The 25,954-nt window shown below is 35.5% G+C and carries 20 protein-coding genes, 1 tRNA gene and 4 pseudogenes; 16 read left to right on the top strand and 9 right to left on the bottom strand.

Going from position 1 to position 25,954, the window contains the following annotated elements:
- Positions 1-12: 12 nt before the first annotated feature.
- The 3 genes from ACICPZ_RS03430 to ACICPZ_RS03420 form a co-directional block, all read right to left on the bottom strand.
- A complete protein-coding gene (locus ACICPZ_RS03430; protein ID WP_141456806.1) occupies positions 13-1,200 on the bottom strand; it encodes an MFS transporter in 1,188 nt (395 codons plus the stop codon).
- Positions 1,201-1,894: 694 nt separating this feature from the next.
- Entirely contained in the window at positions 1,895-3,397 is a 1,503-nt protein-coding gene (locus tag ACICPZ_RS03425) for a leucyl aminopeptidase (protein WP_010962337.1), read from the bottom strand.
- A gap of 96 nt (positions 3,398-3,493) precedes the next feature.
- Positions 3,494-4,135: a protocatechuate 3,4-dioxygenase gene (locus ACICPZ_RS03420; RefSeq protein WP_010962336.1), complete on the bottom strand. Its 642-nt coding sequence runs from the start codon at positions 4,133-4,135 to the stop codon at positions 3,494-3,496.
- A 424-nt stretch (positions 4,136-4,559) separates the two neighbouring features.
- Here ACICPZ_RS03420 and ACICPZ_RS03415 point away from each other — a divergent pair.
- The 7 genes and pseudogenes from ACICPZ_RS03415 to ACICPZ_RS03385 all read left to right on the top strand — a co-directional run.
- Positions 4,560-5,172, top strand: a pseudogene (locus tag ACICPZ_RS03415) (DUF6444 domain-containing protein); the annotation flags it as partial.
- Positions 5,173-5,226: 54 nt separating this feature from the next.
- A pseudogene (locus tag ACICPZ_RS03410) lies at positions 5,227-6,606 on the top strand (IS4 family transposase).
- A gap of 7 nt (positions 6,607-6,613) precedes the next feature.
- A pseudogene (locus ACICPZ_RS03405) lies at positions 6,614-6,991 on the top strand (PD-(D/E)XK nuclease family transposase); the annotation flags it as partial.
- A gap of 480 nt (positions 6,992-7,471) precedes the next feature.
- The gene (locus ACICPZ_RS03400; protein ID WP_209473178.1) at positions 7,472-7,807 is read left to right on the top strand and encodes a reverse transcriptase N-terminal domain-containing protein; all 336 of its coding nucleotides are present in this window, start codon (positions 7,472-7,474) and stop codon (positions 7,805-7,807) included.
- Positions 7,808-8,176: a reverse transcriptase/maturase family protein gene (locus tag ACICPZ_RS03395; RefSeq protein WP_209473350.1), complete on the top strand. Its 369-nt coding sequence runs from the start codon at positions 7,808-7,810 to the stop codon at positions 8,174-8,176.
- Positions 8,170-9,147, top strand: coding sequence for a group II intron maturase-specific domain-containing protein (locus tag ACICPZ_RS03390; RefSeq protein WP_264711499.1), 978 nt, complete (start codon positions 8,170-8,172; stop codon positions 9,145-9,147). Before ACICPZ_RS03395 ends, ACICPZ_RS03390 begins: the two co-directional genes overlap by 7 nt.
- Positions 9,144-9,287: a hypothetical protein gene (locus ACICPZ_RS03385; protein WP_264329424.1), complete on the top strand. Its 144-nt coding sequence runs from the start codon at positions 9,144-9,146 to the stop codon at positions 9,285-9,287. Before ACICPZ_RS03390 ends, ACICPZ_RS03385 begins: the two co-directional genes overlap by 4 nt.
- 219 nt (positions 9,288-9,506) lie before the next feature.
- Here ACICPZ_RS03385 and ACICPZ_RS03380 read toward each other — a convergent pair whose 3' ends face one another.
- A complete protein-coding gene (locus ACICPZ_RS03380) occupies positions 9,507-10,595 on the bottom strand; it encodes an IS481-like element ISWpi2 family transposase (RefSeq protein ID WP_264373697.1) in 1,089 nt (362 codons plus the stop codon).
- A gap of 104 nt (positions 10,596-10,699) precedes the next feature.
- Here ACICPZ_RS03380 and ACICPZ_RS03375 point away from each other — a divergent pair, with 104 nt between their 5' ends.
- The 7 genes and pseudogenes from ACICPZ_RS03375 to ACICPZ_RS03345 all read left to right on the top strand — a co-directional run bounded on the left by ACICPZ_RS03375 (position 10,700) and on the right by ACICPZ_RS03345 (position 17,734).
- Positions 10,700-11,647: an IS110 family transposase gene (locus tag ACICPZ_RS03375; RefSeq protein ID WP_395462140.1), complete on the top strand. Its 948-nt coding sequence runs from the start codon at positions 10,700-10,702 to the stop codon at positions 11,645-11,647.
- 199 nt (positions 11,648-11,846) lie between these two features.
- Positions 11,847-12,119, top strand: a pseudogene (locus ACICPZ_RS03370) (hypothetical protein); the annotation flags it as partial.
- Positions 12,120-12,333: 214 nt separating this feature from the next.
- The gene (locus tag ACICPZ_RS03365) at positions 12,334-13,281 is read left to right on the top strand and encodes a hypothetical protein (protein WP_264373788.1); all 948 of its coding nucleotides are present in this window, start codon (positions 12,334-12,336) and stop codon (positions 13,279-13,281) included.
- Between the two features lie 63 nt (positions 13,282-13,344).
- A tRNA-Arg gene (locus tag ACICPZ_RS03360) sits at positions 13,345-13,422 on the top strand.
- Positions 13,423-13,504: 82 nt separating this feature from the next.
- Positions 13,505-14,623 carry a molecular chaperone DnaJ gene (gene dnaJ / locus ACICPZ_RS03355; RefSeq protein WP_012673045.1) on the top strand — a complete coding sequence of 373 codons (1,119 nt, stop codon included), beginning with the start codon at positions 13,505-13,507 and terminating at the stop codon, positions 14,621-14,623.
- Positions 14,624-14,831: 208 nt separating this feature from the next.
- Positions 14,832-16,466 (top strand): ribonuclease J, encoded by a 1,635-nt coding sequence (locus tag ACICPZ_RS03350; RefSeq protein WP_012673044.1) that lies wholly within the window; start codon positions 14,832-14,834, stop codon positions 16,464-16,466.
- Between the two features lie 5 nt (positions 16,467-16,471).
- Positions 16,472-17,734: a Tol-Pal system protein TolB gene (locus tag ACICPZ_RS03345; RefSeq protein ID WP_015588777.1), complete on the top strand. Its 1,263-nt coding sequence runs from the start codon at positions 16,472-16,474 to the stop codon at positions 17,732-17,734.
- A gap of 41 nt (positions 17,735-17,775) precedes the next feature.
- On the opposite strand, the gene gatC is transcribed toward ACICPZ_RS03345, so the two are convergent.
- From gatC to ACICPZ_RS03330, 3 genes are all read right to left on the bottom strand, one after another.
- Positions 17,776-18,129: an Asp-tRNA(Asn)/Glu-tRNA(Gln) amidotransferase subunit GatC gene (gene gatC / locus ACICPZ_RS03340; protein ID WP_264373789.1), complete on the bottom strand. Its 354-nt coding sequence runs from the start codon at positions 18,127-18,129 to the stop codon at positions 17,776-17,778.
- On the bottom strand, positions 18,119-19,045 hold the full coding sequence (locus ACICPZ_RS03335; protein WP_264329627.1) for a ribose-phosphate diphosphokinase: 927 nt from the start codon (positions 19,043-19,045) through the stop codon (positions 18,119-18,121). The genes gatC and ACICPZ_RS03335 overlap by 11 nt, the downstream gene beginning before the upstream one ends.
- A 301-nt stretch (positions 19,046-19,346) precedes the next feature.
- The gene (locus ACICPZ_RS03330; protein ID WP_006280296.1) at positions 19,347-20,213 is read right to left on the bottom strand and encodes an ankyrin repeat domain-containing protein; all 867 of its coding nucleotides are present in this window, start codon (positions 20,211-20,213) and stop codon (positions 19,347-19,349) included.
- Positions 20,214-20,626: 413 nt separating this feature from the next.
- On the opposite strand from ACICPZ_RS03330, the gene ACICPZ_RS03325 reads away from it, so the two are divergent.
- Complete coding sequence (locus ACICPZ_RS03325; RefSeq protein ID WP_264706309.1) at positions 20,627-21,205, top strand: hypothetical protein; 579 nt, start codon at positions 20,627-20,629, stop codon at positions 21,203-21,205.
- Positions 21,206-21,211: 6 nt separating this feature from the next.
- Here ACICPZ_RS03325 and ACICPZ_RS03320 read toward each other — a convergent pair.
- A protein-coding gene (locus ACICPZ_RS03320) for an IS5 family transposase (RefSeq protein WP_156518237.1) occupies positions 21,212-21,975 on the bottom strand; the annotation gives its coding sequence in 2 pieces (ribosomal slippage) (positions 21,212-21,621 and positions 21,621-21,975; 765 coding nt in all).
- A gap of 123 nt (positions 21,976-22,098) precedes the next feature.
- On the opposite strand from ACICPZ_RS03320, the gene ACICPZ_RS03315 reads away from it, so the two are divergent.
- Complete coding sequence (locus ACICPZ_RS03315; protein WP_264951823.1) at positions 22,099-24,042, top strand: hypothetical protein; 1,944 nt, start codon at positions 22,099-22,101, stop codon at positions 24,040-24,042.
- Between the two features lie 628 nt (positions 24,043-24,670).
- Here the strand turns inward: ACICPZ_RS03315 and purD are convergent.
- A complete protein-coding gene (gene purD / locus ACICPZ_RS03310) occupies positions 24,671-25,942 on the bottom strand; it encodes a phosphoribosylamine--glycine ligase (RefSeq protein WP_138264878.1) in 1,272 nt (423 codons plus the stop codon).
- Between the last annotated feature and the right edge of the window lie 12 nt (positions 25,943-25,954).

Raw genomic sequence — 25,954 nt, 5'->3', positions numbered from 1 at the left:
GATTCAGCTACTTTATTTTTTAGAGTATGTCTCTTTTGTTGCATAATTTAAAATACCGGCAACTATCAATATCGCAAATATTGCAAAAAGTGCCATTTTATGATCTGTAAAAAGTGCTAACATTGACACTATAACTCCACTGCCAATAAACATAAATCCATTGATAATGGATGATGATGTGCTGATGTATTTTCGTTTCACAATCTCGCTGCCGACAGTAAAATTAAGCATATGTCCTCCCGCAAAAAACCCGAACATTAACATACAAAAGTACACAACGTGGACTGTTAAATGGCTGTATAGTAAAATAATAATTGAGACGCCTTGCAATAAAGCAAAAGCAGAAATTACATGTTTCCTATTTTTAAATAAGTTTGAGATTCGATCTGCAATTGGAGCACCAACTGCAAGACCAAGCCATAGTATTGCAGTTGCTATACCTGACTCCATTGCATTGAGTTCTGAGTTGCCCAGTAACCTTGGAGCCCACAAGGTATTAAGTGCTAAAAATGTTCCAAAAGTAATAGCACCCACCACTGAAGTTATCCAGATATCTCTTAATTTTAGCACTGTTAATATAGAGCACATTACTGTCTTCATAGAGCTTTTTATTGTGCGCTTTTCTGAGCTGCTTTCTGGAAGTGTGTTTGGACAAAAAAGCGTAAGTACAAATATCAACACACCAAATAGTATTATGCATACAATCAGATTTTTCCAATATGCATCTTCGGCAAGCAAGTTAGAGAACAGTATTTGAATTACCAAAGCAGAAAGGCTTGAAATTGTCTGCACTAGTGAAAACATTAGTCCAAATTGGGCAGCGGAAAAACATATGCTACTTGTGTGAGCAGCACCAATAAAACCAAATGATGCTCCAGTTGCAATCAACACTTGAGACAAAATCAAATGGGAGAAATTGTCACTATTAATAAGGACAAAAAACCCCAAGATCATAGTTGATAACGAGAAAAAATAAATTTTTTTACTGGAAAAAACATTAAACGTTGCTCCACTAAAAAATTGTAAGATGGCGAAAGTCCAAGTATATGCTGAATTAGCCAGTGCAACTTGCGCGATTGTAAGTCCAAGTTCCTTTTCGAGATTTACACTTATAAAGGTATAAATTATCTGCATGTTGCTGAATATAACAACCAAGTTACTAATCAGCCAAATGAACCAAGCCTTAGCTCTGCTTTCCATAAGATTTATTTTTATAAGTAATCTATTAGAAATTTAACACTAAGTCTCTTTTTAAGCTATTGTTTCCTGACTACTGTTATAGCTAACCCAAAAAACGGTTTCCCTACGTCATGCCGCCGCGGTATCTCTTAGCCGCTAACAAGCAGCGGGATGACGATTGTCAGGGTGTCATCCCAGCGCCCCTATGATGTCATCCGAGTAGCCAACACTGGTTTCCATCCAAGACGGTGTCATTCCAGTGCTTGACACTGGAATCCAGACTTTAATTGTTATACTTGTAAATAATCTGGTGAAAATAAACGTTCATCTCAAAATGCAGTATTTTTGTTGAAATAGCTCAACTGGATCCCAGTGTCTGGGCACTGGGATGACACCATAGGAGGCTACTTGGATGACAAAAAAAGGAGCACTGGGATGACAGCAGTCCTACGTCATACCGCCGCGGTATCTCTAGATCCCGCTAACAAGCAGCGGGATGACGAGCTTATCGTCACGCCGCCACGAACCGTCATACCGCGATTCATTCGCGGTATCTCAGCCGCTAACAAGTAGCGGGATGACGGTTGTCAGGGTGTCATGAAAGTAGCTGACACTGGAATCCAGAAAAAAAGAAATATGTATCAGCTACTTTCATTTGCTGCGCCTCGAAAATAAACGTTCATGTAGCTAAGCCATAAATCCAGTATAAAGACCTTTAATCATTGGCTTCGTAGTACTTCTCAACCAACTTATTAAGTAACCTTACACCAAAACCTACTGCTCCTCTTGGACAAATGTCAGTACCTTTCTCGTGCCAAGCAGTGCCTGCGATATCTAAATGTGCCCAGCAAGTTTCATTCACAAAACGCTGTAAAAACTGTGCAGCCATTATGCTATCTCCACCAGAGCCTGCAGGAGCGATGTTTTGAACATCAGCAATCGGTGAATCAATAATTTTGTCATAAGTTTCATTCATAGGAAAACGCCATAACTTCTCATTTACTTCATTTCCTGCATCAATCAGACGGTTTGCTAATTCATCATTATTTGAAAAAAGACCAGCATATTCGTTATTTCCAAGTGCAACCACTATAGCACCAGTTAAAGTTGCAAGATCAATCATAAATTTTGGTGAGAATCTATCTTGCGTATACCATAAAGCATCTGCAAGTATGAGCCTTCCTTCTGCATCGGTGTTCAACACTTCTATTGTTTGTCCAGACATTGAAGTTACTACATCACTTGGTCTTTGAGCATTACCACCCACTGCATTTTCTGCAAGTGCGACCACACCGATCGCATTTACTTTTGCTTTTCGTCCTGCTAAAGCATGCATCACCCCAACCACAGTAGCAGAGCCTGCCATGTCATATTTCATTGACTCCATACCACGTGAAGGTTTGAGTGATACTCCACCAGTGTCAAACGTTATACCTTTACCAACAAAAGCTATAGGCTTTTGTTCTTTAGAAGCTCCATTCCATTTTATCACTACTAATTTTGGTTCTTTACTACTTCCTTGTGCAACTCCAAGCAAGGCTCCCATTTTTTTCTCTTCCATCTGCTTTTTATCAAGCACCTCGATTTCAAGGCCAAGCTTAGTAAGTTCTTTTTTTATATGATCAGCATAGGATTCTGGATATAGAATGTTAGGAGGCTCTGTTATAAAAGAGCGCGCAAGGAATATACTCTCACCTTCTTGCCTTAAGTGCTCAAATGATCTTTCAGCATTACTTAATTGTTCATCTTTTACTAATACGGTAATCTCCTCTACCTCTGTAATTTTCTCATCCTTTTTAGTTTTATACTTATCAAACTTAAAACTACGCAGAAACGCACCATATGCAACATTTGCTGCACTACCTTCGATTAAAACCGCTGCTTTTTTAATTTTTAATCTGCTTAGCTCACAATATATTTTACCACCAATATTTAATTCTTTATTTTCATTCCATTCATCCTTCTTACCCAGTCCAACAACTATAACATTTTTTTCTTCTGGCAAAGCAGTAGAGAAAAATTCACCAAAACTTCCATTGAAATCGCTAAATTGCTTTATATTATCTATGACCTGTTTTCCTTGCAAAACTCCGCCATCATTTACGGTTTCGTTGTCTTCAAATAAACCCATTACTATTGTTTTAAAATCGGGCGAAATTTTAGAAATTGTTATTTTCATTGCTGGTATCTCCGTTGCAAATAATTGTAAACTGTACATAAAACATAGCAAAAACATCAGTAAGATATTTTTCATATACATCCTAAGTACAATAACACTTAAGTTTACTATGGACTCCCTTACATGCAAGGTTTTTTATCTTTTATTAGAGAACTTATTATATCCGCCCAAGGTAATGTTAAACGTATAGGTTTTTATGACCTGATCACTGTAAGTAAATGGTGTTATGAGAAGGCTTGCAAGCCCATTACTAACAAAATCTTCAAGAACAGGATCAGCGCAATTATCGCAATTATGGTCAGCAAAAAACATTTGCGTTGTGAATTCTGGAAAATCCGGATGTTGAACTAGAAAGTTGATATGTGGAGCTCTATCACCAATTTTACCAGGTGCTATCGTAATAAAATTATAATAGCCAAGATTATTCACTACAAACCTTCCTGATCCAGCAAAATTCAGATCATCCTCTATATTCTTATCGTAATGGTTCACGCCGCGTGAATTCGCGTGCCATATAGAAACTACAGCATTTTGTATTGGTAAGCAGTTTATATCAGTAATTCTACCCACTATGTGTATTAATTCCCCTATTGCACTATTTGGAGAACCAGGTTTCCTTCTTAAATTGTTTGAAGAGCTAAAATTTTTTGGCCTTGCATCAAGGTCATATATTTCCGGAGTTTTAATGCAGTTGAGCAAAACAGGATCAGCTGCAAATAGCGGCAAACTGAATATCATTTGTACTAAAAGTGCTAACAAGATATTTTTCACATTCATTTCATTTATAATAGACTTCTTGCATAACCATATAACAAACTTTTATTGGAAATAGAAACGAAAAAACTTGCTTGACACCCTTCGCCAGCCCCCTTATCATGAAACTGAAGGTATTCAGTTATCTTCATCTGTGCAGATTAAACAGCAAGAAAACAACGTAGTTGGCGTCTTATTTTTAATTTTTTGCACTATGTGCACCTTATGTCTTCACAATATTTCTAGGTTTTTACCTACACAAGCTGAAACGCGCTATTTAAAACATTAAAAAACGCCAACTTAAAAAATGGATAGTGAATAACTAGCTACCCTAGGGTTTCTTTTGCCTTTTTTTCTGTTTAGTAAATTGTATCCGTTCAGCGGAGTGGTAGAATAAGGTAGACAAAGCAAGATAATAAAGATAATCATAGAGCAAAAGTGAGGTAATGTGGTAAACCTTTTAGAACTTTGCAAAAATTTACAGCAAAAAATAGAAAAACTGAAAGCAGAGATAGAAAACTTAAAAGCAGAAAATAAAGCTTTAAAGATAGAGAACGCTGAATTAAAGGAAAGGCTTGGTTTAAACTCGAAAAATTCATCTCTACCGAGCTCTAAAGAATTGTACAAAACAAAAAAGGACAAGCCAAAAAGCGAAAGGAATGTTGGCGATCAGGTTGGGCATAAAGGAAATTTTCATGCCACAATGGAAGCGGATAAAGTAGTAAAAATAGAGTTGCCTAATATTTGCGAATGCGGAGGAGAGCTTGTAATATGCGAAAAACCTTATGTTCACCAAAAAGTTGATCTTCCGGAAATTAGGCCTTATGTAGTAATTGGAACATGGTCGTTGTTGGAGATGCAGAAAAAGAAAAAGTAGCAAGTTACCAGAAGGTGTTACGCCAGATACATTTGGTCCAAGGGTTAAGTCTATAATTGCAGCACTCAGCGGATTTTACAAAAACTCAAAGCGTGAAGTGGCTAGTATCATAAATGACATTTTTAATTTGAACATAAGTGTTGGCAGCATATCAAATCTTACTATTACCCACAAATATAAATGTACTTATAAATAAAGTATTACAATATTAAAGTTTGCAAATATTGAGGGTATAAAAATGGCAAACGAGAGTAATGAATGGGCTAAAAATGAATTTGGAGATGCTGTACTTGGAGATAAAAGATTAACTGACCGATTAGTAAAGATTGCTGATAGTTTGATAAGTTTACCTGAAAGCTCAATTAATGAGGCATGCGGAAGTTGGTCAGAAGCAAAAGCAGCATAACGTTTTTTTCAAAATGAGAACGTAAAAGAAGTCGATATTCTAGCTTCACACATTGATAAAACAGTTGAAAGAACAAAAGCTCATAAAAGAATTCTTGTGATTCAAGATACAACTTATATTTCATACTCAAGCCATAAGCGGATTGGGAACTATTGCTGGAAAAGGAGCAGTAATGCATACAGCCCTTGCTGTTAGTACGGAAGCTGGGAATACTGGATCAAAAGATTTACTCGAGGCAACTCATTTCTGAAGAAGAAAAAAGACTAAAGAGCCATCGTAACAACGTTCATATTGAGGATAAAGAAAGTATGAAATGGCTAGAAAGTTTAAAGAAAACAAATAATATTATAGATCTGGCCCAAACCGAAGCTATAACTGTATGTGACAGAGAAGCAGATATGCATGATTTTTTTGAACTTGCACATAATCTTAACTCAGCAATTTTAGTAAGAGCTCGCCACAACAGAAATGTAAATAAAAAATTCATGCATACCAGGAACAAGCAAAAATTATGGTCATTTATCCAAGGCCTCCCTTGCGCTGGAAAAGTAGAAGTTGAAATCCCTGCTAGAGATAACAAGCAAAAAAGGACAGCGTTTTTAGAAATTAGATTCGGAAAATTTATCACATGAAGGCCATATAAAATGTAAAGAAGGTCACATAAAATATAAACCGACAGAGTCTACAACTTCACGCAATTCATGTTGTTGAAAAAAACTCTCCTCCCGAAGCAAGTCCTCTAGAGTGGATGCTTTTTTCCGGTCAGTACTTTTGAAGAAGCTGTTGAAAAAGTTAGTTGGTATTGTTTGAGATGGAAAATAGAGATATTGCATAAGATTTTAAAATCTGGTCTCAAAGTTGAGGAATGTAGACTTGGAACAGCAGAAAGATTAATGAGGTATTTAACAGTCATGAGCATTATTGCTTGGAGAATTTTCTTTATTACATCAATTGCAAGAACTAACCCAACATTACTATGTACTGCCTTATTAGCTGAGGAAGAATGGAAAGTTTTATATGTTAAAATACACAGGAAACCATGTCCAAATATAGCCCCTACTATAAAAGAAGCCGTTTCGTGAACTTGGAGGTCATTTAGCAAGAAAAAGCGACCCAAAACCAGGACCAATTACTCTTTGGAAAGGGTGGAGACGTCTCTTTGATCTAGCAGAAGGATGGAGACTTGCTCATGAACCTCATATTTGTGGGTAATAGTAAGGTTTCTAAGGGAGGGAGTAGTAGTAATACTGCTTCCTTACCTGACCAGTTTGCTCGTGATAAAGGTTTTGAGAAACGAGCTCAACTATATGCTGCTAAGGCTTACTCAAGGCAAGCTGATAAATCTGGTAAGTACATTGATTTAAAGAAGGTTTTCTTTATTGCTATCTCTAATTGTAATTTATTTCCTGATAAGCTTGATTATATATCCAGCCACACTATAAGAGATGAGAAAACCAATGAGCATGACTTAAAAGATTTTCAATTTGTATTTATTGAACTACCTAAATTTCCTAAGAATAAGGAAGAACAGCTAGAAAGCATAGTGGATCGTTGGTTATTTTTCTTCAGTGCGACCCGGAAAGCCGTGGTTTTGTGATGGTTAAATTCCATCTTCCCTAGACATCGGGGATAATGTATGTCTCACATTTCAAAGGATGGCAACCTTTGGGATGCAAGCATGAGATAAAAGCAGGTAACACTAAACCTCATGGTGAATCCCTGCAAACAGAGTTAGATATGATTACGAGAGGAACCTATGTTTGAATTGTCGTCAAAGCATAGTATGCGAAAAGAGGTTGAACTACGCATAGACCAAAATGGTACGAAGCAAAAGGGGAACTAAAGATTGAAGACTTTAGTTATTGATGTTCCCAGCTTCCGGCAAATAGTAGGAATCTAAGTTTAACGTGAAACGAAGCTATGGAACGGAGTAACCACATAAAAGCTCTTATATTCATTAAATATAAGTAGGTAGCCAACCACAAGCTGCTATGTGGAAGGATTGTTTAAGAAGCTAATGCCCAAAGTAATATCTGGGATATGCAGACGTAAACACTTTAATTTGGAAGGTAAAGTGGTGAATAGTAGTGAATATGTTATGGACCAGCAAAAAGCTAGGTATGAATGGAATGGAATTCCTTGGCGAAAGCTGAAGAAATCTTCATTTAAGCTACAAAAACGAATTTACCAAGCCTCTAAATGTAATGATATCAAAAAGATGCATAATCTTCAAAAATTATTGCTCAAATCAACAAGTGCAAAAACACTCGCTGTTAGGAAAGTAACACAGGACAATAGGGGGAAGAAGACTGCAGGTATTGATGGAAAGGCTAATCTTAATCAAAAAGAAAGATTACAACTATCATATTCTTTAGATATAAAAGAAAAAGCAAAGCCATCAAGACGCGTCTGAATCCCAAAACCTGGTAAGCCATCGGAGCATCGCCCGCTTGGTATACCTACTATATCACAAACACTTGTAAAAATGGCTTTAGAACCAGAATGGGAGGCAAAACTTGAGCCAAACACTTATGGTTTTAGACCTGGTAGATCATGTCATGATGCAATTGAAGCCATATTTGATGTGCTAAAACAGAAAACAGCATATGTATTAGATGCTGATATTTCTGGATGTTTTGACAATATTAACCATAATAAACTGCTTGAAAACCACACCAACGTTAAAGAAAATCATAAGAAGATGGTTAAGGGCAGGCGTTATGGAAGATGGAAAGTTTCAATCCACAAAACGTGGTACAATTCAAGGAGGCACCGTTGCTAGCTTGTGTTGCATTACACGGATTAGAGCAACATGTCAAAAAAGCATTAACAAACGAACTCTTTCAATGCATGAAAAGAAAATATGGTAGGATATCGCATAAAAACGCGCAAAAGTCTATTAGTGTAATTTTCTACTGTGATGATTTTGTCATCATACATGAAAACGAAGAGATTATTCTTAAAGCAAAAATTTTAGTTGAAGAATGGTTAGAAACCATTGGACTAAAATTAAAGCCCTCTAAAACAAGAATTTCTCATACATTAAGAACCATTGACGAAACAAAACCAGGATTTGATTTTCTTGGATTTTCAATAAGACAATATCCAACAAAAGAAAGTAAAAAAGGTTACACATTATTAATAAAACCAAGTCGTAATTCTATAAAGCAGCATACATTTGCTATTAAACATAAACTTAGAGAAATGCGTGGGGCGCCACAGGAAGTAATAATAAGGAATCTCAATCCAATAAACAGAGGATGGAGTCAATATTACTCTTCGGTAGTTTCATGTAAAATCTTTAGCTCATTGGATAATACTATACATAGAAAGCTCTGGAAGTGGGCAGTCTTTAGGCACCCAAACAAAGGGAAATGCTGGATAAAAAGAAAATACTTTAAAAAGTATAATAACGATAACTGGCGTTTTATGACAAGTAACAAGATACATCTTATTATACACAGCGATCATGTTATTAAACGACATATCAAAGTGCAAAAAACCAGATCTCCATATGATGGTGATTGGGTATATTGGGGTAATCGTCTTAGAGAAATACCAGATAAGCCATCGAGAGTAATAAAACTATTGAAGTTACAACAAAGTAAATGCGGTAATTGTAGACTATGGTTTGAAAGTGATGATATAATAGAAATACATCATAAAGACCGGAATAGACGAAACAATATGATCAAAAATTTATCTTTGTTACATGGGCATTGTCACGATGAATTACACAGGAGGTGTGCATGACAAGCACCAAATTAGAGAGAAGCCGTATGAGGCGCAAAGTCTCACGTACGGTTTTGAAGTCGAGTGAGGAGGGGCGACCTTCTTCACTTAGACAACAGTATGCAGATGAAACTACAGATGAAGACCTAAGGCAATTGTAAGTTAAAAACGTGATATAAAAGAGATAAGAGAGAAAGATAACCCTGCTCACTAGGAATAGCGGGCGTGCGCGACCGAAAGGAAATTGGTATTACAACCGTTGGTATCAAGGTACGCTAGCCCTATCTCTCGATACGTTTGAATAGTTGCTTGGGACATATATATGCACCCGTTTACAATCTTAAATTGTAAAAGACAAGATTTGATCTGACAGACAAGAATTAACTGACAGAAGAATTGAGGTAGTCAAAACTAATATCAGGCTCTTGTGTAATGCTACTAATATTTTTCTGAAAAGCAATATATTTGCTATCAAGAAAAGTTTGCATAGGCGTTTTGCCATAGCAATATTTACCCGAGTGAGGTCTTGTCTCATTATAAGAACGCAACCAATGATCAACATCAATCTGTAGATCTTCCAAAGAACTGTAGATTTTCTTTCTAAAGATGATATTGTAACACTCATCTTGCATGGTTCTATGAAACCTTTCACATATGCCATTAGTCTGTGGAGAGTTGGCTTTAGTTCTAGAATGATCGATGTTTTCTATGCCCAAATAAAGCTGATAAGCGTGATTTTCGGGCTTGCCACAATACTCCGTACCCCTATCAGTTAAAATGCGTAATAATGGAATTTTCTGCTCATCAAAAAATGGAATAACTCTATCGTTGAGAAGATCTGCAGCTGTAATAGCTGTTCTGTCCGTGTAAAGTTTAACCATTGCAACTCTGGAATAAGTATCAACAAAAGTTTGCTGATAAATGCGCCCTATACCTTTGATATTGCCCACATAATAGGTATCTTGAGAACCCAAATAACCTGGATGTTGCGTCTCAATTTCACCATGAGCTTCCCTTTGTTCTTTCACTTTTTCTAAAGCTGCAAGTTGTTCTTCAGTTAAAATGATTCCGTCTTGAGCTACTTTTGTCTCTAGTGCTTTAAGTCTCTTTTTGAGAGTTTCAAGGTCATTTCTTAGCCATACAGACCTTACTCCTCCCTGAGAAATTATTATACCTCTTTTTCTCAGTTCATTTGCAGCTCTTTCTTGCCCATATGCTGGAAATTCTGTTGCTATACTAATCACTGCTCTTTCTATATCGTCGGAAACTCTGTTTGCTAATAGCGGTTTTTTCTTACTTATTTCATGTAATGCTTCCTCTCCTCCATTTTCATATAACTCCTTAAAGCGATAAAATGTATCTCTTGAGTATCCCATCACTTTGCATGCTTGAGACACATTTCCTAGTTGTTTTGCTAGTTCTAATAATCCTAGCTTTGGTTTTAATATTTTTGTCTGTATTGTACTCATATCTAACACTCCTTTATTTTTATTATTTTTAACTTACTTTTTTAAAGTGTCAGGTCAAGTCTTATTTAATACACTTAAATTAACTAAAACTATCGAGGTTTATTATGGTTACATCTTATCAAAATTTTATTGGCATTGACATCGGAAAATTTAAAAATGTCGTTGCAATTCACAAACAGAAGAATGCTGTCGAATTTGATAATAATGCTTCTGGTTGGCAACAATTATTTCAAGAGTTTTCAGATATTCTACCTAATGCTTTAGTGACTTTAGAAAATACAGGGAAATATGAGCTTGGCTTATCACATTTTCTTACCGACAAAAATATTGCCGTGCATCGAGCTAATACTCGTAAAGTAAAAAGCTTTATTTTATCTCACGGAACTTTAGCAAAGTCTGATAGATCAGATGCAAGAGCTCTTGCTCAATATGGATTTGAACGCCATAGAACTATCTCTCTATTTGTACCTACCTCTACAGAACAATCAACTTTGGCTGCACTTTGTCAACGTCGTGATGATATTACGCAAATGAGAACTCAAGAAAAATGCAGACTTGAAGCACCGGAAAATGATCATATAAAAGAAAGCTGTCAAAAGACCATTGAGTTTTTCGATAGTCAAATAAACGAACTCAATGATACTATACAAAAGATTATTGATGAAAGCCGCGAATTACAACAACGCCAAAAAATTCTTAAAACAGTTCCTGGAATAGGTAAAAAGTTATCACAAGATTTTTTGTGTTTAATGCCAGAGCTTGGTTACTTAAATAGAAAAGAAGTAGCAAGTCTTGCCGGAGTTGCACCGCATCCAAAAGAAAGTGGTAAAGCTGTTGGTTACCGAAGGATTACAGGTGGTAGAAGTAACATTCGTTCAAAGCTCTTTACAGCCGCTATGGCTGCTACAAGGTCAAAATCTATACTTGGCGCCTTTTATTCTAAGCTTGTTGAAAGTGGTAAGAAGAAGATGGTGGCTATAACAGCCCTAATGCGTAAAATTATAGTAATTGCTAATACAAGACTTAAAGAAGCAATTAATTTGCATACTTAAAAATCTTCACAACGGTAACTGAAATTGGCTAATGAATATGTGCGTCCACACAGACTTAAAGCACATATTCATTAGCTTAAGCAGAAATTGCTGTGGTAGCTGTTTGATATAAAATTCTATTTCTATGACAAACGGGTTTTTATTGCCCATATAATTTGCAAAATTACACAAATAAAAAAATTTTTAAAAAACATAGTTGATAGCAGAAAAAGCACCAATAATAAAGTTAGCCTACGATGAATTAGACAGGTTTAGCTGGAATGAAAAAGATTTAGTAGCATATGAAGAAAGAATAATGGATCTGCGGAAAGAAGAAGCCATTCTTGAATACAAACTTGAGGAAGGTATAGAGAAAGGAAAAATCGAAGTTGCAAAAAATTTACTTAAAGCTGGTGTATCTGTTAATTTAATAGCTGAATCCACTGGCCTTTCTCAAGCTGAAATTGTACAGCTTAAGCAAGAAGTGGCCTAAGTATCACGTTTTTCAGGGCTTTTTTAGCTCGGCAGTGGTCTGAAAAGTCCATTTTTCACTTTATAAAATGTTTATATTTTACCACCTACTTTATTTGAATAAGTTCTTCTGCCACACTCTGAACGGATACTTGAATCAGGCTCAAGTTGACAAGTAGATGTTATCTTGTTATAATAAATATTTATTAATTTAATCTTAACTTAAGAGGGTATTTATGGTAGCAAGTGATAGTGTTTTAAAAAGGTATGCGTTAGCCTATATAAAGAAATTAGGTAATAATAATAATATTGAAGGGTTTCTACAGTATTGTAATAATACACCGAATTTAACTTGGAGCAAGGAGAATTTTAAAAATGTGTATGAAGAATTTACACATCCAAATTCAAGCAATAGGCACGATACAGGAAGCAGAAATGATCAATATAACGCAGGGAATAACGCACAACCTACAGGCTCTCAGATTACACATATACATGTACACAATAGAGGTTTAGACTTTTGCGATTATTTGCTATTACAATGCTGGATGGATTCTTTATTCGGTGGACGTGGTCACACTACGGTTAATAATATAACGAATATTAACAATGGTAATACCACTCATCAAGGGAGAAAAGAGAATAAAAAAGAATCAGAAGACAGTAGAAAGCTATTAGCTTTGGGTATAGTAGCTGCAGTTGTGTGTGTTGCTTTCCATGCTGGTATGTGTTTTTGGTATAACAGCAGCAGAAAAGTGGCTAGAAAAGAAGAAAAAATAGATTACCTGGATAGTAAATTTAAAACGTTCAGAAATATAGAATTTGCGGTTGGCGTTGTTTCTTTGGCAGCTTTGGTAGCTTGTGCTGTTTACCCAGTCTTACCAGTGTGGGGTTTAGCTATCCTTGGCGTTAATTCTCTCGTATGTTTTGCTGGTGGTTTAGCTTTTCATATGAAGCATGAGGAAGAATCAGAAAATATCGAGAAAGCTAAAGGAGCGGTAGATAGCTGTCTTAGACAAGGGCATGGTTATGGAGATTCTTCTCGTTATGATGCACCACCTCCTTACTTTTCTCAAGATCCTAATACTACTCCAACTGCTCCTCCTTGTAGTGAATTTGATAATTCTAATGCGAAACGGCAGTTTGAGAATTGTGAGGGGTTCACGTATGATAGAAATCAATAGTTTTATTTTTAGCCAAATTAATTGAATCAAGCCACAAAATCTGCTAAAGTTAACTTTATGAAAGCACCCTTAGCTCAGTTGGATTAGAGCATTTGACTACGGATCAAAAGGTCGGGCGTTCAAGTCGCTCAGGGTGCACCACATTTTATAGGAAGCAGAAGTCACACTTGAAATTAATATATGTAATACCTATCTTTAAAGGTTAAGCACTAAACTATTATATATGAGCAAAAAAGACTACTATGATCTGCTGGAAGTAGGCAGAAATGCCAGTATTGATGAGATAAAAAAAGCGTATAAAAAATTAGCGTTAAAATATCATCCTGATAGAAATCCTGGCAATCAAGAAGCAGAGGAAAAATTTAAAGAAGTAACAGCTGCATATGAAGTTCTGTCTGACTCTGAGAAAAGAGCAGGCTATGACCGTTATGGCCACGAAGGTGCTTCTGGTGGATTTCAAGGCTTTAGCTCTGCAGGAGATTTTAGCGACATATTCAATGACTTCTTTGGTGGAGGATTCGGTGGTGGTGCAAGTAGATCGAGAGCAAAAAGAAGTACAACAGGAGTATCTGGAGCAGACCTACGTTATGATCTTGAAATTACCTTAGAAGATGCATTTAAAGGAATACAAGCGCCTATACATTATGTGACAAATGTAAAATGTGATACATGCCAAGGCACAGGTGGCGAAGGAGCAATTAAACCAGTTCAGTGCCACACATGCCAGGGAAGCGGTAGGATTAGAACTCAACAAGGCTTTTTTACCATCGAAAGAACATGTACTACATGCTATGGGGAAGGAGAAATAATACAAAACAAATGTAAGAAATGTGGTGGAAGTGGACGTAGAAGAGATGAAGTAAATATATCCGTTTCAATTCCAAAAGGCATAGAAGAAGGAGCTAAGGTAAGGATAAGTGGTAAAGGAGAAGCTGGAACAAAAGGTGGAAAAAGTGGAGATTTATACGTATACGTGAAAATAATTTTCCATAAAATCTTTGCTAGAAATAAAGCAGATTTACACTGTAAAGTGCCTATAAGAATGACACTAGCAGTGCTTGGTGGTGAAATCGATATTCAATCAATTGATGGAGCTAAAATAAAAGTAAAGGTCCCTGAAGGCACTCAAACTGGTACCAAACTACGTTGTAGGGAAAAGGGTATGCCATATATGAACTCACATGCTCGTGGTGATTTATACGTACAGGTAATAGTTGAGACTTTAAATCCAAAAAATTTAACTAAAAAGCAAATTGAACTATTAAAAGCGCTTGAAGAAGAGGAAAATGCAAGTGTACAACAGCAATCTGAAGGGTTTTTTAGTAAAGTAAAAAAAAAATAAGAAATCTGCTAAATGACATAAAGGGGTAACTGTTTACGGGTTTTCATTTAATCCTGCAATTCTTTGACCTTATTAATGGAAAACTTAACAATAGTGTTATTATTAGCCAACAGAAACTTCTTAGTTCCTTAAAACTATGTAAAAGCAATAAATTTCTTTATTTAAGGTCGAAGTTTTGCTATTCTCAGGTTTTAATAATTTAAATTTAATGAATATAAACAAAAATGAGTTTTTATTTCTTCCGCTTGGGGGAGTAGGAAGAATCGGGATGAATGTTAGCCTATATCATTACCAAGGTAAGTGGATTATGATCGACCTTGGTGTTGGTTTTGCAGATGAAACTATGCCAGGTGTTGAGCTGCTCATTGCTGATATAGATTTTATTGCTCAAAGAAAAAAAGATTTACTTGGAATAATAATTACACATGCACATGAGGACCACTGCGGTGCAGTGCCCCACTTGTGGGAAGAGTTGCAGTGCTCCATATATACAACAAAGTTTACGGTTAATTTTCTTAAAGAGAAACTAAAAGAATTTCGATTGGAAGGTATAGTGCCTGTGAAAGAGGTAGACATAAATGGCAGCATAAATTTGGGTCCTTTTACCGTCGAGTTTATAAATGTAACTCATTCAATTCCTGAGGCAAATTCAATATTAATTAGCACTGAAATGGGTAGTGCACTCCATACCGGAGACTGGAAATTTGATCCAAAACCTGTTGTTGGATTAACTTCTAATATGGAGCGTCTAAAAGAAATTGGCGATAAAGGTGACCTGCTTGCAGCAATTTGCGATTCAACCAATATATTAAGCAAGCATCACCCTGAGTCAGAAGGTGAAATTTATAATAATATTTATAACATAATAAAGCGGTCTAAAAAATTAGTTGCTGTTTCGCTATTCGCTTCAAATGTGGCACGAATTGAAACGATAAGCCAAGCTGCAAAAGCACTAAATAGAAAAGTAGTTTTACTTGGTAGATCTTTATGGAGAATAGTGAAAGTTGCGCAAGATAGTGGTTATTTAACTGATTCTCCTCAGTTTCTTGAAGCAAAGGAAGCAGTAAATTTTCCAAGGGAAGAACTGGTGCTACTTTGCACAGGTTGTCAAGGTGAGCCACTGGCAGCTACCGCAAGACTTGCTGCTAAGAGTCATCAAGCATTTAAAATGCAGCAAGGTGATACCATGATCTTTTCGTCAAAAATCATTCCTGGAAATGAAACTCGTGCGCACAACATGCTCAATGCCTTTATTGAGATGGGGGTAGAAGTTATTACTGAAAAAACAGAGCATGTTCATGCTTCTGGGCATCCAACAAGAGAAGAGCTAAAGGAAATGTATTCTTTAATAAAACCGAAGATGTCTATTCCAGTTCACGGCGAATATATTCACACGCATGCACATGTAAAATTTGCTAAAGAGTGCGGTGTGGCAAAAGCAATAATGATTGCACCAGGTGATATTGTTAATTTGGAGAACGGAGAAAAGGTTGATTCAATTGATGTTGACTACTTTGGTATTGATGGTATGTTGCTACGTCATCCGGAGAGCAGTGTTATAAAAATGCGTAAAAGAATGAGAGATGCCGGAGTTATTGTGGTAACAGCAGTTGTAAACAAGAAAAATAAATTGCTTGCTAAACCAAAAGTATTTGTACCTGGTGTTTTTGAAGTGCTAGAAGATGCAGCTACCATACAGAAAATTGTCAAGAAAGTTGAGTCGTTGTTTAGTTTGCAGCCAACAAAAAAAATTAAAAATAAGATTGAAAGTTCAATATTGAGTATCTTAAAGGAATATTTACTAAAAAGACCTATAATTGAGGTTCAGATAGAACAGGTATGAAATGAATGAAGCTATTCGTTCATCTGGTGTTATTTATTTCGTTATTTATTCCTTATTTTACAAAAGCTGCTTTATATGTTGATATAAAAAAAAGCAGTGTTGGTAACATTGGTCTTGTTGTATCTAAATGTACATGTAAAACAGCGTTGGAAAGCGAATTAAGCGAAAATATTGCAAAGGTAATAGGAACAAATTTATCTAATTGTGGCTTATTTAATGTAAAACGTGGCGCGGAAGCTGAATCTAAATCTTGGAAAAGCGATACTGTAGTCACAGTAAGTTTAAGCGAAATATCTGGTAGTGCATTAGAGCTATCATTTCGTTTATTTGACACTTTTACAAAAAGAGAATTACTTACTCAGTCAGTTGTTTTTCCAGCAAAAGACTGGAGAAAAATTGGTCACCTCGTTTCGGATGTGATACATGATAGATTAATTGGTGAGAAAGGGCACTTCAACACAAAAATCACGTATATCGCTGAAGAAAAAGATAGCAACTACAAATCTGTGCGTAAAATTGCTGTGATGAATCAAGATGGAAGTAATATAAAATACTTAACAAATGGCGATAGATTTGTGTCAACACCGAGATTCTCACCAAATGGAAAGGGTATTGTTTATATCTCGTACGCAAATGGTAAAAGTTATATAATATTAAAAAATTTAAAAGATAACACTGAATCAATAATCAGCGCATTTGAAGGAGTTGTTTCTGCACCAAGATTTTCTCCCGATGGTAAATCTCTTTTAATTTCCCACTCATTGGGTGGTGAAACGAATATATTATCTTTGGATTTAAGTAGTAAACGAACAAAAAAAATTACTAAAGGTTCAGCTATAAGCACTTCTCCCTCTTTTTCTCCAGATCAAAAGTATATGGCTTTTAGTTCTGATATAAGTGGGAGTCAGCAACTGTACGTTATCGATTTTACTAACAAAAGTAAAAAACCTAAAAGAATTAGTTTTGGAAGTGGAAGATATGCTACGCCTGTTTGGTCGCCAAAAGGAGATCTGATAGCTTTTACAAAGATTCAGTCAGGAAAATTTTACATAGGAGTTATGAAGCCAGATGGCAAAGAAGAACGTCTGCTTTCAGAGGGGCATAAAATTGAATCCCCGGCATGGTTACCAAATGGTAGAGAAATCATTTTTACAAGAACAGAATCACCAAGCAACTCTAAACTATATTTAGTAGACTTAGTAAAGAAAAATCAAAAAATGGTTTCCACTCCCACAAATGCTTCTTTACCGGATTGGTCTTATTTTTGAAAGTAGATCTATTATAGATTTGATATGAGCCTTATTTTACTTTAATTGCTTATAACCTTTGGCACTACGAAATACCCATGCTCAGGTTTTGTATTGGACAATATCTCTTCTTTAATATTTTGAGAATTTATAACATCATCGCGTACATGAATGTCCTTGTCTATGCTGCCATAACGCATAGGAGAAACACCTTCAGTATTAACTTGCAATAAAGTATCATGTATCCAATCCAGCATTGTCAGTTCTTTGGAGTAGTGATCAATCTCGTCATTTGATAACTTAATCCTTACAAGCTGTGCAATTTTAAGCATTTCTTCTTTGGTAATTGTTATTTTTCTCTTATTTGCAAATTCTATTAGTGAAGTAATAACGTCTTCTGTTGACTTAGCTGGCATCTTTACCTCCTTGGATAAAGTGAGTTAAAATATTTACAACCGAAACAACTTCTATTTTACCAGTTTTTTCAAGTTTGTGAAGTATGGTATCCGTAATCACTAATTTATCTAAAGAAGAGGAAGAGATTTTCTCAACTGCACTTCCTGAAAGCACACCGTGTGTGATGCATGAAGTTACGGACTTTGCTCCGTAACTTTTTAAAGCAAGAGCTGCATTACACAATGTTCCACCAGAGTCAACTATATCATCAACAATGACACAATTTTTGTTTGCAACTTCTCCTATTATGTTCATTACTTGAGATGTACCTGCTTTCTCTCTATATTTATCTACTACAATAATCTTATCACTTAACCCTATCTTGTACTTTTCCTCTAAAGTCTTTGCAAAAGCACGTGCTCTACCAATTGCTCCAACATCAGGTGCAACAATTGCCAAATTTTCCGTGTGTATAGAGTCAACAAATGCTTCAAGGCAGTTCAAATTAGTTATCGGTACATCAAAGAATCCTTCAATTTGACTTGAGTGCAAATCAATAACTGCAACACTACTTGCACCTGCAGTTTGAATAAGATTTGCAACTAATTTGGCACTTAAAGCAGACTGCACATTATTGTTCTTGATAATTCTATCTTGCCTGCTATATCCATAATAAGGAATAATTACTACTATCCTTTTGGCTCCTAATCTATTTACTGCATCAATTATGAGCAGAAGCTCCATAAGGTTATCATTCACAGGGGGAGAAAGAGATTGTATTATATATACTTCTTGATTATATAGATCATTTGCTACTTCTACATTTACCTCGCCATCGGTAAACTTTGATATCCAAGCAGAGGATGGTTGAACATCTAGCCGGTTAACTACTGATTCCCCTAATTCCTTACTAGCATTACCTATTATTATCTTCATAACGCACTAATTGAGTTTTTAAGATTATACAGAAATTGTGAAATAATTGAAATGTAAGTGTCTTTATCTAGCATTCTTGTCGGTGAATTAGGTACCTCTTGTACAATGACCTGTCATTTTCACGCGTTGTTTCAATATACAGACCCAAATTGAAACAACTATACAAAATCCTGCTTATGTTTCAAGATAAATGACTTTAATGAAATATAATTTATCTAGTCATTTGTATCTGCTAACATACTACACTTCCCATTGTAGAGCCTCTGCAACTTACTGAAATTTATAATCGCTTTATAAAAATTTATACTCTTTGCTTAATTGGAGGCGCTACCTCTGCACTTTCTGCTCTGTCTAGGGTACTACTTGGTTTTTCTGCAGTAATTTTTTGAATGCTACCATCTACCTTATTCTTGATATCTGCTCCATATGATCTTAATACTTCAATAGCTTTCTCGTTTCCACTATTCAGCGCAATATCCAAAGCATCCATTCCATCATTATTTTTGTGGTTGATAAAATTCTCTAACTCAAAGATTTTTATATATTGCTCAATGATGAATTCTACCACTTTTCCAGGGCAATTATTAGCGGCAGGAAAGAGTACTGCATTGTTATTATTGTCTTTCTTTGTTACATCTGCTTTGAGCTTGTCTATCAAATACTTGATAATTTCTATTCTGCTATCATCTTCTGCTTCAGTGCATTGCCTAGCAGCTAAAAACAGAGCTGTTCGCCCATTATTGTCCACATCTTCAATATCTTGTCCCTTATCAATTAAGGCTTGTATTATATTTTTGTTCCCATATAAAGCAGCAAAGTGAAGAGGAGTATACCCTTCGGTACTTTCTCTTTCATTAATCAATGCACCATGGCTAGCTAGTAATTCTATAAATTCTGGCGTATTTGCAAAAACTGCAAAGTGCATTGGTGTTAGATCATCTTTACCATGATTTTGAGTTTTTGCATTAACGTTTGCTCCATTTTTTATCAGCAATTTTGCTATTTCTAATTGTTTGCGTCCGATGGCAATATGCAGTGGCGTACGATTGCGTTCATAATGATCATTGACGTTTGTGCCACATTTTATTAGTAGTTCTGCAGCTTCAATATTACCTTCCTGAATTGCAACGTATAAGGAAGCATATCCATCTTTTGTTTCCTCTGTCATACGAAATTGCGAACATGTTAGTTCATATATTATTAAGGATTATTATTAAGTTTTTATTAATACAATATTAATGTAGCGGGATGACGAGCTTATCGTCATCCCGCCGCGAACCGTCATACCACTGCGAACCGTCATACCGCCGCGGTATCTCTAGATCCCGCTAACAAGCAGCGGGATGACGGTTTTTCAAATTATCGTAAGTCAGTTTAGCTATAGCTACAAGTTTCATTCTTCCCTTACAAATAACTTTACTGCGTCCTTTTTTCGGATTCAGAATTAGCAAGAAACGTTCTTGTAAGGTGGTCTACTAAAATTTTGCTTTATAAAACAATGTCTGAACTATGCAATTAATACATTATCAACACAACTGATTCATAAAAGCAAATATTATAACCACGAAGAGAGAAAATGTTATGCTTAGTTTAATAAGAAAGACCTTGAGAAAAAAAATGACTCATCAGGTAAACGATTCGAAATTGAAAGAGAAAGATGAAAAAAGTATTTTAAAATTAGCATCAAAAATAGAAGGCAAAGAAAGTAGCATTGCTGAAGAACTAGAAAAAATATCTGAAAAGGAAAAACAAAGAATTCTTACTACGGAAGTAAGCAAACATCGGGGTAAAGAATCAACTTTTACACTACTTACTCATGCTATATTTTGCGAGAATAGTCAAGCTGTAAAGGATATTTTGCAACAAGCCAAATTGAGCAACCTTTTAAAGAGTGTTCTTAATGCAAAAATCATTAGTGATGATTCATTAATTTACACACCGCTTACTTATGCCATATTATGTAAAAATAGCAAAGCTATTAAAGAAATTTTAAAAGTCTCTAAGGAGAACGGTATTCTGAAAGATATTCTTGACGCAACAACAACTATAAAATATCTAGATGGTCGGAGAGCAACTGTTACACCACTTGCTTGTGCTATACTATGTGGAGATAGTATAGCTATTGAAGAAATTTTAAAAGTCTCTAAGAACCTGTCTTGAAAGGAGTTAAGCAGCTAATTTAGTAAGCATAGAAGTAATCATATTAAATAAGATATTGTTTTTTGAAGTAAGAGGAGAATGCTCGTAATCCTTGCTCATGCGTCTAAAATTGGAAAGCCAAGCAAAGGTTCGTTCTACAATCCAACGTTTAGGAATAACCTGAAATCCTGTATCAACCAATTTCTTGGTAATCGTTAGCAAACATCCAGTTTCCAACAAACATCGATTTTGTAATTTACCTTTGTATCCTTGATCAGCAAAAAACTTACGTAATGTTGGAGCTTTGCATTTAGCTTGAATAAAAAGATTGGTAGCACCATCACGATCCTGAATGCTTGCGCTGTGTACCTCTGCAGTAATTACAAGACCTAGTGTATCTACAATAATATGGCGTTTTCTACCCTTTATTTTTTTACCGGCATCATATCCTCTTGATCCCCTTTTTGAGTCGTTTTCACTGATTGACTGTCAATTATACCTACTGAAGGTGTTTCATTTTTACCAACCATTTTTCTTACCTCTTTTACTAGCATGTCATGTATTTTTTTCAATTTTCCATTATTACGCCACCTGATAAAATAGTCATACACCGTTTTCCATGGGGGAAAATCCTTTGGTAGCATTCTCCACTGGCAACCACCCCTCATTATATACCTTATTGCATTAATAATTGTTCTGATGTTATGTTTTCTTGGTCGTCCTATCGCTCCTTGTGCAACATAGGGCTCTAAAATTTCCCATTCCTTGTCACTTATATCACTTGGATACAATTTACCCTCCTATTTTTTGCTTACCTCATCATACTCTTTTCTTTATTCCCTTTCAAGACAGGTTCTAAGGAGAAAGATATTCTTAACACAACAGCAACTATAAAATATCCAGATAGCCAGAAAATGACTTACACACCACTTACTTATGCTATGTTCTGGAAGGATAGCAAAGCTATTAAAGAAATTCTAGTAGCAGCTAAAGGGAACAGTACTCTTCTGAAAGATATTCTTAACACAACAACAATTATGAAATATCTAGACCGGGAAGTGGCTTATACACCACTTGCTTATGCTATACTACGTAAAGATAGTATAGCTGTTGAAAAAGTGTTAAGAGTAGCTAAAGAAAAAGGTATTCTGAGAGATATTCTTGACGCAACAACAACTATAAAACATTTAGATAGCCGGGAAGTGACTTACACACCACTTGCTTTTGCTATGTTCCGGAAGGATAGCAAAATTATTAAAGAAATTCTAGTAGCAGCTGAAGAGAACAGTATTCTGAAAGATATTCTTGACGCAACAACAACTATAAAATATCTAGATGGTCAAGAAGAAATTTACACACCGCTTACTTACGCCATATCATGTAAAAATAGCAAAACTATTGAAGAAATTTTAAAAGTCTCTAAAGAAAACGATATTCTGAAAGACATTCTTGACGCAACAACAACTATAAAATATCTAGATGGTCAGAAAGAAATTTACACACCGCTTACTTACGCTATATCATGTAAAAATAGCAAAACTATTGAAGAAATTTTAAAAATCTCTAAAGAAAACGGTATTCTGAAAGATATTCTTGATGCAACAACAACTATAAAATGTCCAGATGGTCATGAAGAAACTTGCGCACCGCTTACTTATGCTATACTACGTAAAGATAGTATGGCTGTTGAGAAAATGTTAAGAGTAGCTAAAGAAAACGATATTCTGAAAGACATTCTTGACGCAACAACAACTATAAAACATTCAGATAGCCGGGAAGTAACTTACACACTACTTGCTTATGCTATACTGCGTGAAAATAGTATAGCTATTGAAGAAATTTTAAAAATCTCTAAGGAGAACAGTATTCTGAAAGATATTCTTAACGCAACAATAACTATAAAATGTCCAGATGGTCGGAGAGTAACTGTTACACCACTTGCTTATGCTATACTACGTAAAGATAGTATGGCTGTTGAGAAAATGTTAAGAGTAGCTAAAGAAAACGGTATTCTGAAAGACATTCTTGACGCAACAACAACTATAAAATATCCAGATGGTCAGGAAGAAACTTGCACACCACTTGCTTATGCTATACTACGTAAAGATAGTATAGCTGTTGAGAAAATGTTAAGAGTAGCTAAAGAAAACGGTATTCTGAAAGACATTCTTAACACAACAATAACCATAAAACATAAAAATAATCAAAAAGTAACTGATAAGTTACTTGCCGCATTACATGATCGCAAAGTTATTCAAAAAATTTTAGACATAGCTAGAGAAAATGATATTCTGAAAGACATTCTTAATGCAACAATAACTATAAAATATCCAGATAGTGAAGAAAAAATCTACACACCACTTACTTATACAATATCATGTAAAAGCAACGAAGCTTTTAATACAACAAGAGCTATAAATCAAGATGGTCAGGAAAAAACTCACATCCCATTTCCTACCCTTGATAAAAGAGAAACTGAATTAAAATTAAAAGAAAAAAGACAAAGTAGAAGAGATGAGGGATTAAATTTTAACAATGGTAGTAGTGACAAAAATGTTGAAATAAAAGTTAATGGGGATATCTTGTTGCAGCATAGTAGTGGAATTGAAAATGAAATAAATCATACTGCTGTACGTAATGATGTAAGGGGGGTAAAGCCTCTAATAGAAAGTAGAGTAAATGTTAAAGTACAGAATATAAATGCAGTGATTGCAACTTCTGTGACATTTAAAATGATTGCAACTTCTGTGACACTTGAGTTGGTAGCTAGTAAAATAACATGTGTACTGTCAAAACCCACCACTAAATTGGAAGAAGTAGCTATAACATATTTTCAAGGTTTAGCACTATATTTGTGAAACTTAATTTATATGTGCTAAACAAGATGCTGATTAGTTTTATAGCTAACCCAAGAAAGGTTTCCCTACGTCATACCGCCGCGGTATCTCTAGATCCCGCTGCGGGATGACGATTGTCGTTTAGCCATAAATATTTAAGAAATTTACCAAATGAAAAAAAAGGCAAAAGAAGCCCTGGGGTTATTATCTGCTTTAAAATATTGGCGTTTTTTATGTTTTAAACGCTTGACAAGCAAGATTTAGCTGCTTTTAATTGCAACTAACCTATGCTGCAAATGTTTAAGAAATTTACTAAGCAGAAAAAAAGACAAAGAATCCCCGAGTTAGCTAGTCTTTTACTATCTCTGTCGAGTATTGGCATTTTTTGATGTCTTGTAACGCTTTATAAGCGCGTTCAGCTTATTTAGATAAAAATCTAGATGTAGATGAAGTTTTGTAAAGACATACAGTATCTATATACTGCAAAAAATTGAACATAAGACGCCGATACATTAAGTAATCCTTACCTTTTAATCTGCAGATTGGCGAAAGCAAATACAATAGCTTCAGTTTCATGATAAGGGGGCTGGCGGAGTTTGTCAAGGAAGTTTTTCGTTTCTGTGAACCACCTGCTAACCGACAGCTAACATTAACTACCGATATCGTATCTGAAGAAGCCCCCTGGCCATTCTAAAAAATTTAATGCTGAGTACACCTTACTTTTGGCTTCCTCTATAGTGCTCCCTTCTGCTACTATATTTAGCACTCTTCCGCCATCGGAAACTAAGTTACCACTTTCATCGAATTTAGTACCAGCATGAAACACCAACACACCAGGAATGCTTTCAATCTTATCTAATCCTTTAATTACTTCTCCCTTTTGATAATCACCCGGATAGCCTTTACTTGCAACAACTACACAAACTGTAGATTTGTTGTTAAGTTCCACCATTTTGACATTTAACTTTCCTTCTGCAACTGACAACATCAATTTTAACAAATCGCAATTTGAATCAAATCTAGGTAATATAGATTGCGTTTCTGGATCACCGAATCTAACGTTATACTCGAGAAGTTTTGGGCTATCTTTGCAAATCATTAAACCAGCAAAGAGTACTCCTTTATAAGACGTACCCATGTTAACCAATGCTTGAGCTGTAGGGTATATTATTTTTTGGATAATTTTTTGCTCCATGTCCTTACTTATAATTGAAGGTGATGAGTACGACCCCATACCTCCAGTATTTTGGCTTTCATTACTTTCATCAACTCTCTTATAATCTTTTGCACACCCAAGAGTTACTACTTTCAACCCATCAATAAGAGCAAAAAAACTTACTTCTTCTCCAACTAAAAACTCTTCTATGATTATTTCTTCACCTGATTCACCAAATTTTTTCTCCACTAGCATTGAATTTATTGCTGAAAAAGCTTCGCTTTCTGTATTACATATAACCACCCCTTTTCCTGCTGCAATTCCATTTGCTTTCACTACAAGTGGAAACTTTATTTTATTGCTACGTACAAAATCTTTAGCTAACCCTTCATCAACAAAACACTCGTACTTGGCAGTTGGTATACCATATCGTTTACATAGTCCCTTGGTGAAAGACTTCGATCCCTCAAGTTTTGCAGTTGCTTGACTTGGAGCAAAAACATTTATTCCCTCTGCAACTAAATCATCAGCAAGCCCATCAATTATTGGTTGTTCTGGACCAATAACAACCAACTCTATATTTTCTCTCTTGCAAAATTGTGTAACATCCACTGAATTTTGAATATTTACATCCACAAGAGCCCCAAGATCTTTCATAGCTTGGCGACCAGGAGTTACATATAACTCAGTCAAGATAGGAGATTTTTTTAGAGCCCAAAGTAGAGCGTGCTCACGCCCACCAGAACCTATAACCAGAACCTTCATCTTTATTTCCTC

The sequence above is a fragment of the Wolbachia endosymbiont (group A) of Melitta haemorrhoidalis genome, from assembly GCF_964273365.1.
In the GTDB taxonomy this organism is placed as follows: domain Bacteria; phylum Pseudomonadota; class Alphaproteobacteria; order Rickettsiales; family Anaplasmataceae; genus Wolbachia; species Wolbachia pipientis.
This window is presented reverse-complemented; position numbering and strand designations above follow the sequence as displayed.